This window comes from Huijunlia imazamoxiresistens, assembly GCF_037132455.1.
GTDB classification, from domain to species: Bacteria; Bacteroidota; Bacteroidia; order Chitinophagales; family Chitinophagaceae; genus Flavisolibacter; species Flavisolibacter imazamoxiresistens.
On sequence record NZ_JBBBEI010000015.1, the window covers coordinates 147,238 to 161,215 of the forward strand.

The window sequence follows — 13,978 nt, forward strand, 5'->3', positions numbered from 1 at the left end:
AAGAAGGAGTTTCCTAAAAGTCGAACCGGTTAATGCCGGGCCGGTGCAATTTATCAAACTTTTCCGGTTCCGGCCTGCTTTTGCCCCCAACCGGATTACCTTTGAATGCTCCCAAAAACATTATTTCTTCAACCGTCTTTTATGTTGTCGTGGTTTAAAAAGAAACAAACGAATGAAGCGCCGGCGCCCCCCGGTCCGCCCCATCCTAAAGAGGCGGAGGAAGCCCGATTGCTGGAGGAAGCCTTCCTGCGGCTGAAAAAGCAAACCACACAGCTGAAAGAATACTTGCGACTGCTGCAGGCGGAAGCCGCCCGCGAAGACCTGACCCACCTCATTTCGCTGGTGACCGCCCATATCGATGACGTGCTCCGGGTGGTGGAACATCCGGGCAGAAAGACTGAGGACGGGGAATCCGCTTATGTCATCAACGAAATTCTGTTCACCCAAAGCGACAGCCCGGAGGCAGAAAAAACGCTCCTGCCAAAAGAAGAAGCCCAGAACCTCGACCTGACGTTTCAGCCCGACGCCCTTCCCGAGGTGGGAGAAACGGCGCCGGCTGGCAAAAAAAAGATCCTGTTCGTGGAGGACAACGAAGACCTCCGGGTGTTTTACCGCCTGGCCCTGTCGCCTTTTTATGAGATCCGGGAAGCTCCCGACGGAGTGGAAGGCCTGAAAATAGCGGCAACGGAAAATCCCGACCTGATCGTGAGCGACCTGATGATGCCGCGCATGGACGGCATCGAGTTGTGCAAAGCCATCAAAAGCGACGGGAACACGAATCATATCCCCTTCATCATCTTAACCGCCAAAGATGCCGTCGCCTCGCGGCTGGAAGGCACCCAGTCCGGTGCAGACGTGTACCTGGCCAAACCCACCAGCGCCGAACTGCTGCACGCCACCATCGAGAACATCTTTTTGCAGCGGCAGAAGATCCGCGACCATTTCAGCAAAAAGCATTATTCCGAAGCGCTGGCGATGGTGGACTCGGTAAAGGAGCAGGAGTTCTTTTCCCGTTTCCTTGCCATCATCGACGAGAACCTGACCAATACCGATTTCGAGGTGGACCTGGTCTGCCGCGAGCTGCGCCTGAGCCGCACGGGGCTGTACCAGAAGATCAAGAGCCTGACGGGGCAGTCGATCGTGGAGTTCGTGCGGTCGTACCGGCTGAAAAAGGCCCGCGAGATCATGACCCACGAGAACGTTTCCCTGGCGGACGTCATCTTCCGCGTGGGCATTCAAACTCCCTCCTACTTCACCAAAGCCTTTAAAAAGGAATTCGGCCAAACCCCTTCCCAATTCCTGGAGGATTTAAGGAAGCGCAAATAATTTTTTCTACGCCGCCCGGGCCAGCAGGGGCAGGGAAATGGTTTTACTGTGGTTCCAGGTGTTGCGGAAATGCAGCAGCATGCCCACCAGCACGATGAGGAGGCCCAGCTGGCCGTAAACGCCCGGGAAAGGCGTCCCCTTCAGGATCATCTCGCCGAGGAGCGTGAATAATATCTCAAACACCTGGGTGGCTTCGATGGTGGACAACGCCACCGGGTTGCGGTTGACCATCTGTGTGGCCTGGTAAAAACCCACGCCACCCAGGAAACCTGAAAACAGGGCCGACCATAAAGAGGCCTGGCATTGCGCCATCGAAGGAAGCCCCGACTGCACAAACCCCAGCCCGCATAAAACGATCAATAACGGCAGGCAGCCGATGCTCATGCCCAGCACCCGCTGCAGCGCATTCAGCTGCACGCCCTTCTGCTCCAGGTCCACCAGCAGCTTGCGGTTGCCCAGGGGCCATACGATGGCGCCCAGCAGCACCAGCAAAAAGCTCAGAAGCACGGTTGCCCCGGAATCCAGCTGGTCCAGCTTCTCCAGCTGCATGACAAACACACCCGCAATAATAATCAGCGACAACAGCAGTGCCTTGCGGGGAACGGCTTTGCGGTGGTCGGGATAAATAAAGGGCGCCAGCAGCATGCCCGCCAGGATATTGACCTGGAAGGTGGCCGCCACCATCCAGCCGGGCGACAACAACGACGCCACCGCCAGCAACGTATACAGGAAGCCGAAGCCGATGGTGCCCCATTTGATGAACACCCCCGGATGCTGCCGGAGGGCGGCCAGCAAGGGCTTCAGCTGTTTCGTAAAAGCAACGACCAACCCAAGGATGGGGATCAAAAACAAACTGCGCAAGGCCGCCGTCCAGGCCCAGTAGCCGCCCGAGCCGGCGATCAGGCTGTTGATGATAAACGTGGAAGATAAAAATAGGGAGGCGCCTACTCCCCACCCGATTGCTTTAAGGGCTTTTCCCTGTTCTGTCATGCAGCAAAGGTAGACCGCCGCCCCGCCGCCATTCTGGTACATTTCGGGTAATTTCTGGTTTATATGGAGCGCAGGCCCCGGAACTCCGCCGGCGTATAGCCTGTATGCTTTTTAAAAAACCGCCCAAAGAACGCGGGGTCATTGAAGCCCAACTGGTAGCTGATTTCTTTTGCGGAACCGGCGGAGGTCTGCAGCAGGATCTTGCTTTCGGTCAGCAGGCGTGCCTGCAACAGCCCGAAAACAGTGAGCCCCGTGGCTTCCCGGCAGATGCTGTTCAACTTTTTGATATCCGCCTTCAGGGCTTCGGCATAAAAAGCGGCAAGGTGCTGCTGCCGGTAATGTTGTTCAATCAGCTGCTTCAGCCTCAGGAACAGCTGCCGGTTCACCAGGCTGGCCGGCTCCTTGGGATGCTGGACGATATGCGCCCGGTTGGCATGCAGCAACAACAAGGAAACATAGTGCAACAGGATGTCCGCGTCCGTTTTCGGGGCCGACAGCTCCGTGCGCAGTTGCCCCATCACCCAGGCAAACACCGCTTTCAGCGATTGATCCAGGTCTACGTACGGATAAGGCGTGTACGAGTCGAGCAGGCCGTACTCGTCCTCATTTTTATGGAGATCCAAAAACCGTTTAAAGAGTTCTTCGCCAAACAACACCAGCCAGCCGTCGCGGTCAAAGGGTTCAACCAGGTGCACCTGGCCGGGATGTAAAAAATACAGGCGGTCCGGCTTCATATCGAAGGGGCGGAAATTGACCGAATGCTTCCCCTCCCCTTTGGTCACCAGCAACAGCTCGTAATGGTCATGGCGGTGCGGCACCACGGACAGGCGGTCCAGGTCCTTGTGCAGTCGGGTCACCCTCAGGTACTCTCCCTCCAGCAGTTCCTGTACGGGTAGACGGGTTGTATTTTTGGAGGCGCCTTGCTTCCGGTTCCGCATCCTTATTCTTCTATTGTTTGAACAGGCATAGTTACTCCAAAAAAACGGTCCGCGCCGCCCTCCTGTATTTTGCATAAATTGCCCTTATGAAAACGGCAAAGCCACCGGAATCCCATTTGCCTGTTCCTTCCCCAGCCAGCCTCGAACGGGAACGAAGGGTGTTGCTCGACCTGGGCAATGACCTGACCCGGGTGCGGGAAAAAAGCGACCTGATCACCCTGTTCTCCAACCGGCTCAAAAACCTTTACTATTTCACCCATGCCCTCGTGACCCTGATCGACTATACCGATAGCACCTACAGCGCCCTGCTGTACGACATCGACCGTTCGCCCATCCGGCTGCACCCGGGGTACCGGCAGCTGTTCCGGTCCCGTTTTCCCCTGAGCGAACCTTTTATCCAAAGGGCCCTGGCAGCGCAGGAACCCCTCTCCTTTATCCTGGAAGATGTCAAGGATCAACCCCAAAGTCCGGCCTACCTGCGGGTGAATTATGAAGGAGGGATCCGGGAGCTCCTGATGACCAAACTCTCGAACGCCGAAAAGCCGATCGGCTTTATCCACCTTTATTCCGACAAAGTCGGCAGCTTCACCCCCGAATTCCGCAGCATCATGAACGGCATCGCCCCGCAACTGTCCAGTGCGGTGGTCAACATCCTCAAAAACGAAGCGATCCTGGAAAAAGAAAAGGAAAAATCCTTCCTGCTCGACTTCAGCAGCGACATTGCCCGGGTACGCACCAAAGCGGAGCTGCAAACGGCAATCTCCCGGGTGCTGGACCAAACCCTGCACACAAAGCTCGCCATGGTCCAGCTGATCGAAGCCGACGGGATCCACCTGGCGCCCTTCCTGTATGACCGCACCTTGTTTGAAAAATCCCCGGCGCAGTTCGAGGCCCTGGTCGCCGAGCCCATCACCGTCGAAGAACATTATACGGCCCAGGTGCTGGCCAGCCGGGACGGCCTCCTGTTTTCGGTAGCGGAAGAAGCCAGGAGCGGCAATGCCTTTGCCCGGCTGTGGCAAACCACCGGGTTCCGGAACATGTACAGCCTGCCGCTGCGGGCCGGCAACCAAAATATCGGCACCATCTGGCTGCTGGCCGACCGCCTGAGCCAACTGATGCTGAAGGGCATCTGCGCCCAGATCTCCGTGGCCATCGCCAACATCCGGGCCAATGAACAGCTGCTGGCCTACAAAAAGCAACTGGAATCCGAGAATAGTTATTTGAAAGAGCAGATCAGCGACCTCTATAATTTTTCGGAGATCATCGGCAGCGGGCCGGCCATGCAGGAGGTCTACCGCCTGGTGTCCCTGGTAGCGAACTCGCCTACCACCGTATTGATCCTGGGCGAAACGGGCACCGGCAAGGAACTGATCGCCCGGGCCCTCCACCAGGCGTCGCCGCGCAAGGACCAGCTGATGGTAAAGGTCAACTGCGCCGCCCTGCCGGCCCACCTCATCGAAAGTGAATTGTTCGGCCATGAACGGGGCGCCTTCACCGGCGCTATCGAACGGCGCATCGGCAAGTTCGAGCTGGCCCACGGCAGCACCCTGTTCCTGGACGAGATCGGCGAGCTGCCGCTGGAATTGCAATCCAAATTATTAAGGGTGCTGCAGGAGCGCGAACTGGAACGGCTGGGCGGCAAAGGGCCGATCAAGGTCGACGTGCGGCTTATCGCCGCCACCAACCGCCACCTAGAAGAAGAAGTAAGGGCGGGCCGCTTCCGGGCCGACCTGTATTTCCGGCTGAACGTCTTTCCCCTTACGCTGCCGCCCCTGCGGGAGCGGCCGGAGGATCTCGAGCCGCTGCTGCATTTTTTCGTGGGCAAATACAGCAAGCAAACCGGCCGCCCCATCCGGAAGATCGCTCCAAAAGTGCTGCAACAACTGCGCAGCTATGCCTGGCCCGGCAATGTGCGGGAGCTGGAGCACCTGGTGGAGCGCAGCGTGCTGCTGGCTGCCGACGGCCTGCTGCAGGAGGTGTACCTGCCCCGCAGCAGCCCGGACCAGGGGCCCCCGGCGCTCCCTTTGCACCGCTCCCTGAAGGAGGTGGAACGGGGCTATATCATCGAAGTGCTCCAGCGGTGCGGCGGCAAGATCTCCGGCGCCGGCGGGGCCGCGGAAATCCTGGACCTCCCCGGCAACACCCTGCATTCCAAAATGAAAAAGCTCGGCATCACCAAGGCGGACTATTTCACCGCCCGGTAGTGCCCGGGATCCGCCCCTGCCCTCCCTGTATTTCGTAAAGCCGTCCGTGCTTTCACGAAATAAAGTGAAAAATCCAGGCAGCCAAAAGCCGACCCCTATTGACAATCAACCACTTGAACAGCCGGCATCCCTTTCGCCTTGTAGGGCAACTTAAACTTTAAATCATTTGATTATGAAAATCGTCGTTATCGGAGGCACAGGCCTCATCGGGTCCAAGGTCGTGGCCAATCTTCGTCAGCTGGGGCACGAGGCCGTTGCCGCCTCCCCGGCCACCGGCATCAACACCCTTACGGGAGAAGGCCTGGCAGAGGCCCTCACCAACACCGACGTGGTAGTAGACCTGGCCAACTCGCCTTCCTTTGAAGACAAGGCGGTGCTGGAGTTCTTCCAGACCTCCGGCCGCAACCTGCTGGCCGCGGAAGTAAAAGCCGGCGTCAAACACCACCTGGCGCTGTCCATCGTGGGCGTTGACCTCATGCCGAACATCGGCTACATGCGCGCCAAAGTGGCCCAGGAGGAGCTGATCCGTCAATCGGGTGTACCGTTCACCATTATCCGCAGCACGCAGTTCCTCGAATTCCTGAAAGGCATTGCCCAGGAAGCCACCAGGTGCAACGAGGTGCACCTGTCTACGGTCCAATTCCAGCCGATTGCGGCGGAAGAAGTCGCCCGCTTCGTCACCCAGGCGGTGCTGGCGGCGCCGGTCAGCGGCACCATCGAAATTGCCGGTCCCGAACGCTCCACGATCTATGAGCTGGTAGGCCGCTACCTGCAAAAAACCCAGGACCCTCGGCAGGTGATCTCCACGGGCAAACCGGAATACTATGGCGGCGAAGTTCCGGAGGCAGCCCTGGTGCCCGCCGGCAAAGCCCAGCTGGGCGCTATAAGCCTGGAAAAATGGCTGGACAGCCATCTGCAGAAAGCCTAGAAAATTTTCGGATTTCGGATTCCCATGACTATTGAAGGGTTCTTTTCTCTAAAGAAATGACCTAAAAGCGAAATAAAATGCCCCCGGCTTTCGGGGGCTTTCTATTGTGTAAAACATTTTCTGAAGTCAATCTCGCCCAAGGCGAGACGAAATCCTTTGGCCGCTTATTACTGCCGGATCAACGAGTCGGGCACGGCCATGGCCTGTCCGTTGATCTTCAGGTTGCGGAATTCCAGGTTGCGCACTTGGTCCACCTGCAGGGGCTCTTTTACACCGCGGATATTGCAGTTCACCAGGCGCAGGTATTGCACGGGCGATTCCTTGTAGGCACGCACATGCAGGGCATACTTGCCACCCTGCGACACATCCAGGTTTTCCACCCACACGTTGCGGATGGTGGGGATAAAGTTGCCGGGGGCTTCATAGAACATGTTGCAGGTAATGGCCGCGTCGCGGTACGCCCCTGCCTGCACATCCTTCATGAAAACGTTCTCGATGATGCCGCCGCGGGAAGAGGAAGTCTTTAACCGCAGGATGCGTTCGAGGTTGGGACTGTCCATTTTGCAGTTGACCGCGTAAATGTTGCGGGCGCCGCCGGCGATCTCGCTGCCGATGACCACGCCGCCATGGCCGTCCTTCATTTCGCAACCTTCGATAATATGGTTCTCCGCCGGCCGGCCAATCCTTCTGCCGTCCTCGTCGCGGCCCGACTTGATGGCGATGCAGTCATCGCCGGTATCGAAATAGCAGTTTTTGATCAATACATTTTTGCAGGATTCGGGGTCGCAACCGTCGTTGTTGGGACCGTGCGAAACGATGCGCACATCCTCCACGATCACGTTCTCGCAGAGCACCGGGTTGATGAACCACATGGGCGAGTTCACCATCCGCACACCGGCGATGCGCACGTTCTTGCAGTTGTAGGGCTGCACCAGGTTGGGGCGCAGGTAGTGGCCGTCGCCGAAGACGCGCTTGCGCGGGTCCACCTCGCGGTGCATCAGCTCGTGCAGGGCGTTGCGGGCAGGGGTTTGCTTGCCCAGGCCTTCTTTCCAGCCGTACTTCTTGCTGCCGTTCCAGTTCCACCAGTGGTCGTTGTCGGCGTTGCCGTCGAGGAGGCCCTTGCCGGTCACCGCGATGTTCTCTTCGCCGTAGGCATAGATCATGGACGAATAGTTCATGCACTCCATGCCTTCCCAGCGGGTGAAGACGATGGGGTAATCCTTCGGGTCGCGGCTGAACAGGATGGTGGCGCCTTCCGCCAGGTGCAGCTCCACGTTGCTTTTGAGGTAAATGGCCCCGGTCACCCAGGTGCCGGCGGGCACCACTACCCTTCCGCCGCCGCTGCGGTGGCAGGCTTCGATGGCTTTTTTAAAGGCGTCGGAACTTTTCGTTTTGCCGTCGCTGACGGCGCCGTAGCGGGTGACCAAAAAATCTTTCTTCTGGAAGCGGGGGGCTTTTATCAGCTTGCGCAATTGGGCCATTTCCTGCAGCGGCTCGGCGGAAGATTGCCATACGGTGGCCTGGCCAAGGGCGGCGCCCACAAAAAACAGGAGGGCCATGGCCGTGGAGGCCAGGGGCAACAGGGTACTTTTTCTAAAATTCATGATCGATGGACGGGTAGCTATTTTTTAATATGAAAATGATCCGGCTGTTTTGCCGGGGCAAAACAGCCGGATAGTCAAAAAATTAATATCCCGGGTGTTGGGCATTTTTCAACGTGGGGTTGGCATCGATAACGGACTGGTGCAGGGGCATCAGCTCTGTCTTGTTTGCCTGGAACGCCTTGGCAAAGTTATTCAATAGCGCGTTCACATTGGCCGCATTCATGAAATCCACGGCGGCATAACCGCTGGCAAGGCCGGTATTGGTGGCCGACTCGGTAAAGGGCACGGCTACGGGCTCGCTGCCCACCCAGGATTTCTTCTGGTAGACGCGGTAGCGGGGAATGCTCCTGCCGGTATAGGGATCGACGCCCGTGGCCAGCACCGCCAGTTTTGCGCGGGTATCGGCAATGGCGCCGGCCAGCCGGTTCCAGCGGACCAGGTCGGTTCGGCGGAGGTTGGCTTCAAATCCCAGCTCAAAAGCGCGCTCTTTGATGAGGGCTTCGCGAAAAGCTTCCTTCGAGGCCAGGGCGTTTACATACTCCTCCACCTTCTCCTGGTGGACGGCAGTGGGAAAGGCCCGGCGCCGCACTTTCTTCAGCGCTTCTTTGGCTTCGGCCGAAGGGACGCCTCCCAGTTCATTGGCGGCTTCGGCGTACATCAGCAAAATATCCGAATAGCGCAGCACGATCCAGTTGATGTCGGTCTTGGCGTTTTCCGATCCCTGCTTTTCCTGCCAGGTCTTTCGCCATTTACCGCAGGTCAGGTTGTTGATCCCTACGATATTGAAGTTGGCGGTAGCGGCTTCCACCGAAAAGTTGCCGACGGTCACGTCGCGGCGGGTATCGGCGGCATCAAAGGAATAGTAATAGGTCGGCAGGGCCCGCACCTGGGGAGCGGCCTGCAGGTAGGTGCCGGCCACGGTGCCCACCGAGATGCCGATGTAATAGCCCACACCGTCGTTGGCGCTCAGGCCGTAGTTGCCCAACTCAAAAATGTTTTCCTTGTTCACCCGCTTGTTGTGGCTGTCCTTAAACACGCTTACAAAATCGGGCGCCAGGGCATGCTGCGTGCCTTCCACCAGCATCACGTCCTCGCAGGCCTTTTTGGCCAGCTCGTACAGCTGCGTGATCCGGGCCGCGTCGGAGCGCTGGCGCATGGCGGCCCCACTCCTGGTTTGCAGGTCCCAGCGCAGGGAGTAGCCGGCGGCATGCAGGGCGATGCGGGCGATGAGGCCTTTGACCGCTCCCTTGGTGATCCGTTCCCGGTAGCCCACTTCCGAGGCCCAGGGCACTCGTTCTTCGGCCACTTTAAGGTCGGCCAGGATGCGGTCGTAGATGGTATCGCGGCTGACGCGGGGCAGGAAAAAGTTCTCGCCGGCCTTGGCGGGCGTCAGCGGGAAGGGCACGTCGCCCCAGAAGCGCACCAGGTCGAAATACGCCCAGGCCCGCAGGGCCAGCGCCTCGCCGTACAGGGCGTTGTAGGTTTTCTGGTCCGCCGCCGTTCCGCTGGTCAGCACGCCGGCCTTTTCCAGGCCTTCAATGCATTCGTTGGCCCGGTTCACGCCGGTGTAGCGCTGGTCGAAGACCGGCTTCATCTGGTTGTTGGCGGGACCGAAATCATACTTGGACAATCCGTAGCGCTCCCCGGAGGTGTTGCTGGAAGTGGATTCGTCGTTGTCGGGGGTAAAATAGGTGGCCATGGCCGTGCCCTTGAAAATGGGATAGATGCCCTGCACCGCCATTGTGACCCTTACCGGCGAGTCAAAGATCACGTCCGATTCATAGGCCGATTTGGAAGGCATGTCCAGCTTTTTGCAGGAGGCGGCCAGCAGGGCCACCACGGCGGCCATACCTACGAGGGTGGACGACGTTCTTCCTTTTATAATGCGTTGCTTCATTGCTTGTTTGGATTAAAAGTTTACGTTAAGACCGAATACAAAGCTCCTGGTTTTGGGATAGGCCGCCCAGTCGATGCCGGGGGTCAGGCCGCCGTTGGGCTGCCGGTTCACTTCCGGGTCGAAGCCGGTATACCTGGTGAACGTGTGCAGGTTATAGGCGGTGGCATACACATGAAGCCGCGTCAGGCCGATCTTTTTGACCAGGGACGGGTTGAGGGCATAGCCCAGGGTCAGGTTGTTGATCCGCAGGAAGGAACCGTCCTCCACGAATTCCGAAGACGTCAGCGTCATGTTGCTTTCCGGCCCGGCGGTAGCGGCGGCATGCCTGGTGGCGCCGGTATTCAGGGCCTTCAGCGCTTCGGGTTCGGATACGAAATTTCCCGAGGCATCGAGGTAGGTGAAGCGGTTGGTCAGGCTGGCGTGCTGGTTCTGGTTCGGCTGGTAGGTGGCCAGCAGCCTTGCCTTGGTATAATTCAATACGTCGTTGCCGTAGACCCAGTTCATGAAAATACCCAGGTCGAAATTTTTGTACGTGAACGTGTTGTTGATGCCGCCAAGGTGCTTCGGCGCCGCATTGCCGATCAGGGTGCGGTCGTCGGGGGTGATCTCCTTGTCGCCGTTCACGTCCTTGAAGCGGGTACTTCCGGGCTGGAAGGTGGCGCGGGTAAGGGAGGAAAGCGAAGGTACGCCCGGCTTCAGGCTGTAGGTGTAGCGGCCGGTGGTGGCGTTGTATACGGCATCGAAGTCGTCCACGCCGTAAAAGCCGTCGTACACGTAGCCGTACATCAGTCCAACGGGCTGGCCTACCTGCACCTTGTAGTCTTCGATATAGCTGCCCACGCCCGACTTGAAGATCATCACATCGTCCGCGCTGCCGGTGGCGAGGGACAGCACCTTGTTGCGGTTGAAGGAAATATTGAAATCGGTGGTCCAGCGGAAGTCCTTGCCGTTGATATTAGTAGAGCTGAGGGTCAGCTCAAACCCTTTGTTCTGGGTGGAGCCCACGTTCCGCGTTTGGGTGGTAAAGCCGGTGGTCGAGGGAATGCTGGCCGTCAGCAGCAGGTCCTTGGTGGAGTTGCGGTAAAATTCCGCCGAGCCCGAGATCCGGTTCTTCAGGATGCCGAAGTCCAGGCCGATGTTGGAGGACATGGTCGTTTCCCATTTCAGGTTGGGATTGGCCAGTACGTCCGCGTACAGGGTTTGCACTTCGGTGGCGCCGTTGGTGTACCAGCCGGTCTGGTAGAGCGACGAATAGCGGTTGTTGCCGATCCGGTTGTTGCCCGCCTGGCCGTAGCTGGCGCGCAATTTCAGGTCGGAGATAATGGCATTGCCCTGCAGAAATTGTTCCTGGTCGAGGCGCCAGGCTGCGGACACGGAGGGGAAATAGCCGAAGCGGTTTTCCTTCGCGAACTTGGAGGAGCCGTCGGTGCGCAGGGTGGCGGTGACGAGGTATTTATCCTTGAAGCCGTAGAACAGGCGGGCGAAGTAGGACACCAGGCCGTCCTGTTCGTAGAGGCTTTCCGGCTTTTGCGGCAGGTTGCCCAGCGACAGGTCGTAGATGCCAAAATTGTCCACGGGGAACTGCCGGCTGGCGGCCGTCAGCGCCCGGCCTTCGGAAAAGATCCGCTCGTTGCCCACCATGGCGTTGATATGGTGGTCGTGGAACTGCTTCTGGTAGGAAAGGGTGTTGGTGTTCTGCCAGCGGAAGGATTCGTAAAAGCGCTGGCTGCCGAAGGGACCGCCCCGGGAAACGGAGGCCGAGCTGTTCTGGTCGTCAAAGCTGTCGAAGCGGTTGTTGCGCAGGGTGCCGCTGCCCAGCACCTTGAGCACCAGGTCGGGGGTGATCTTGTAGTTCAGGGTGAGGTTGCCCGCCAGGTTCCGCTCCACGCTGTAGCGCAGCTGGGAGGTCTGGGTGACCTTGGGGTTGCGCAGCGAGTTGGAGATGGGATCGTCCATGGCGTCCTGGAGCTCCTGCTCGGAATACGCCACGCCGGCTACCGGCCGGTAGAGCAGCGAGTTTTGCAGAGTGCTGCCCGAAGCAATGTCGCCGTTGCGGCGGTTGTCGAAAAACTGGGCGTTCAGCAGCAGGTCCAGGCGCTTGGTCAGCTTCTGGTCGAACTTGAAGCGCAGGTTGTTGCGCTTGTTATCGGTATTCATCAGGATACCCTTCTCGTCGTTGCGGCTGTAGCTCAGCATGTAGGTATTGTTGCCGCTCCCGCCGGAAACGGTCAGGCTGTGGTTATGGTTCAGCGCCTTCGCCCCGAACATCACGTCCTGCCAGTCGAGCCCGCGACCGCCGTAACGCGACTGGAAATCCTTGAATTCGCCATAGTTGGTGGTAAAGCTGGTGAGGGTATTGCCGCCGGAGCGCAGCGCCATTTCGTACTGCAGCTTCAGGTAGTCCTCGGTATTTAAAACATCCACCTTTTTGATCAGCTCGCGATAGCCGGCATAGGCGTCGTAGGAAATGACGGTGCGTCCCCGCTTGCCGCTGCGGGTGGTGATCAGGATCACGCCGTTGGCGCCGCGGGCCCCGTAGATGGAGGTGGTGGAGGCGTCCTTGAGCACTTCGATGGATTCGATATCCGAGGCGGTCAGGCCGCGCAGGCCCACTTCGGAGGCAAAGCCGTCGATAATATAAAGGGGGGCGTTGTCCTGGGTGATGGACATGCCGCCCCGGATCTTGATTTCGATATCGGCGCCCGGCGAACCGTCCTGGGTGGTCACCTGCACGCCGGCCACACGGCCGGTGAGGGCTTCGGCGGCGGAGGCCACCGGCACTTTTTCCAGGTCCTTGCCCTTGACGGAGGAGATCGTCCCGGTCACGTCGCGCTTGCGCATGGTGCCGTAGCCGACCACGACCACTTCGTTGAGTTTATTGACCACTTCCGCCAGGGTGACATCGAGGGAGCTTTCGCCTTTGGCCGCCACTTCCTGGGAGGTAAAGCCGACATAGGAAAAGACCAGGGTGGCGCCGGGCTTGCCCAGCGGGAGGGTGTAGCGTCCCTGGGCGTCGGTGGTGGCGCCGGCGGCGCCGTTTTTCACCAGCACGTTCACGCCCTGGAGGGGTTGGCCTTTTTCGTCGGTAACGATGCCGGTGACGGTTTTGGGGGCTTTATCCTGGCTGAAGCCGGCCACGCTCAGGTGCGACAGCAGGCAGGCCAGCACCAGTGCCCGCAAGGTGGATTTTTTGGGAAACAGGTTGGGCAAAATGCGGGGCGGGGGCAGGGTGACCCTCGCCTGCAGGTCAGGGATTTTTGTCATATGGAGCAATGAATGGTGAGTGAATAGGTACCAAGAAATCGTGGCCTAAAACTAACCGCGGCGTCCCCGGAAGGGGGGCCAAAAACTGACCTTTCGGGGACAAAAATTGACACTTAGGGCAGAAAGAATGACTTAAGATGCTGGAAAAGAATCGATTAGAAATCACCAGGGAATCCAGGCGTAAAACCTCTCCCCTGCCTCTCGCCCCAGGCGAGACGTGGCGCCCCCTCTCCATCTGGAGCTACCGTTAGGACACATCTTTTGCTGAGGACGGTACAAGGAAGCCTGAAGGGCTTCACTGTGAATAGCCCCGGGTGTCAACCCGGGGAAAGGGCGCCAGTAGCGACACAACCCTGAAGGGGTTGAATGTGTCTTGTTCGATTTACAGCAGTTTTTAACTCGGCAGGACCCTTCGAAAAACCGTTCTGATCCAGCACCGTCTGTTGGTTGTAGGTCCCACAATCAACCCCTGCGGGGTTGTGCCCTTAATAGGCACCGCTTCCCCGGGTTGCACCCGGGGCTATTCACAGTGAAGCCCTCCGGGCTTCCGGTCCCGGAAACTACTGCGCTTAACCTCATCAGAGATGTGTCCTGACGATAGCTCCAGATGGAGGGGTGAAGTCCCGTAGCTCCACGGGAGTAGCGAATAAATAAAGAATATTAAGAAACGAAGGTGTTTTTGCAAGCCCTCTTTTGCTTCTTACTTACAAACCCTTCTCCCGCGAAGCTACGATTCCCCTCCCTATGTGGGCTACCGTTAGGACACATCTCTGATGAGGTTAAGCTCAGCAGTTTCCGGGACCAGAAGCCCGCAGGGCTTCAACAAA

The 13,978-nt window shown here is 58.5% G+C and carries 8 protein-coding genes; 3 read left to right on the forward strand and 5 right to left on the reverse strand.

Annotation, left to right across the window (positions count from 1 at the left end):
• Positions 1-141 precede the first annotated feature (141 nt).
• Positions 142-1,326 (forward strand): response regulator, encoded by a 1,185-nt coding sequence (locus V9K67_RS17955; protein ID WP_336724799.1) that lies wholly within the window; start codon positions 142-144, stop codon positions 1,324-1,326.
• A gap of 6 nt (positions 1,327-1,332) precedes the next feature.
• Here V9K67_RS17955 and V9K67_RS17960 read toward each other — a convergent pair whose 3' ends face one another.
• Together V9K67_RS17960 and V9K67_RS17965 are read right to left on the reverse strand one after the other, a co-directional pair.
• The gene (locus V9K67_RS17960; protein WP_336724801.1) at positions 1,333-2,358 is read right to left on the reverse strand and encodes a DMT family transporter; all 1,026 of its coding nucleotides are present in this window, start codon (positions 2,356-2,358) and stop codon (positions 1,333-1,335) included.
• 17 nt (positions 2,359-2,375) lie between these two features.
• Entirely contained in the window at positions 2,376-3,254 is an 879-nt protein-coding gene (locus tag V9K67_RS17965) for a helix-turn-helix domain-containing protein (RefSeq protein ID WP_336724804.1), read from the reverse strand.
• A gap of 86 nt (positions 3,255-3,340) precedes the next feature.
• On the opposite strand from V9K67_RS17965, the gene V9K67_RS17970 reads away from it, so the two are divergent.
• Positions 3,341-5,458, forward strand: coding sequence for a sigma-54-dependent Fis family transcriptional regulator (locus V9K67_RS17970; protein ID WP_336724805.1), 2,118 nt, complete (start codon positions 3,341-3,343; stop codon positions 5,456-5,458).
• 172 nt (positions 5,459-5,630) lie between these two features.
• Entirely contained in the window at positions 5,631-6,386 is a 756-nt protein-coding gene (locus V9K67_RS17975; protein ID WP_336724807.1) for an SDR family oxidoreductase, read from the forward strand.
• 167 nt (positions 6,387-6,553) lie between these two features.
• Here the strand turns inward: V9K67_RS17975 and V9K67_RS17980 are convergent, their stop codons facing one another.
• The 3 genes from V9K67_RS17980 to V9K67_RS17990 form a co-directional block, all read right to left on the reverse strand.
• On the reverse strand, positions 6,554-7,990 hold the full coding sequence (locus V9K67_RS17980; protein ID WP_336724809.1) for a glycoside hydrolase family 28 protein: 1,437 nt from the start codon (positions 7,988-7,990) through the stop codon (positions 6,554-6,556).
• An 82-nt stretch (positions 7,991-8,072) separates the two neighbouring features.
• Complete coding sequence (locus tag V9K67_RS17985; protein ID WP_336724810.1) at positions 8,073-9,887, reverse strand: RagB/SusD family nutrient uptake outer membrane protein; 1,815 nt, start codon at positions 9,885-9,887, stop codon at positions 8,073-8,075.
• A gap of 12 nt (positions 9,888-9,899) precedes the next feature.
• Positions 9,900-13,151 carry a SusC/RagA family TonB-linked outer membrane protein gene (locus V9K67_RS17990; RefSeq protein WP_336724812.1) on the reverse strand — a complete coding sequence of 1,084 codons (3,252 nt, stop codon included), beginning with the start codon at positions 13,149-13,151 and terminating at the stop codon, positions 9,900-9,902.
• Positions 13,152-13,978 lie beyond the last annotated feature (827 nt).

Coding starts and splice junctions, on each gene's coding strand:
- V9K67_RS17955 (WP_336724799.1), top strand. CDS start 142: ATGTTGTCGTGGTTTAAAAAGAAACAAACGAATGAAGCGCCGGCGCCC.
- V9K67_RS17960 (WP_336724801.1), bottom strand. CDS start 2,358: ATGTACCAGAATGGCGGCGGGGCGGCGGTCTACCTTTGCTGCATGACA.
- V9K67_RS17965 (WP_336724804.1), bottom strand. CDS start 3,254: ATGCGGAACCGGAAGCAAGGCGCCTCCAAAAATACAACCCGTCTACCC.
- V9K67_RS17970 (WP_336724805.1), top strand. CDS start 3,341: ATGAAAACGGCAAAGCCACCGGAATCCCATTTGCCTGTTCCTTCCCCA.
- V9K67_RS17975 (WP_336724807.1), top strand. CDS start 5,631: ATGAAAATCGTCGTTATCGGAGGCACAGGCCTCATCGGGTCCAAGGTC.
- V9K67_RS17980 (WP_336724809.1), bottom strand. CDS start 7,990: ATGAATTTTAGAAAAAGTACCCTGTTGCCCCTGGCCTCCACGGCCATG.
- V9K67_RS17985 (WP_336724810.1), bottom strand. CDS start 9,887: ATGAAGCAACGCATTATAAAAGGAAGAACGTCGTCCACCCTCGTAGGT.
- V9K67_RS17990 (WP_336724812.1), bottom strand. CDS start 13,151: ATGACAAAAATCCCTGACCTGCAGGCGAGGGTCACCCTGCCCCCGCCC.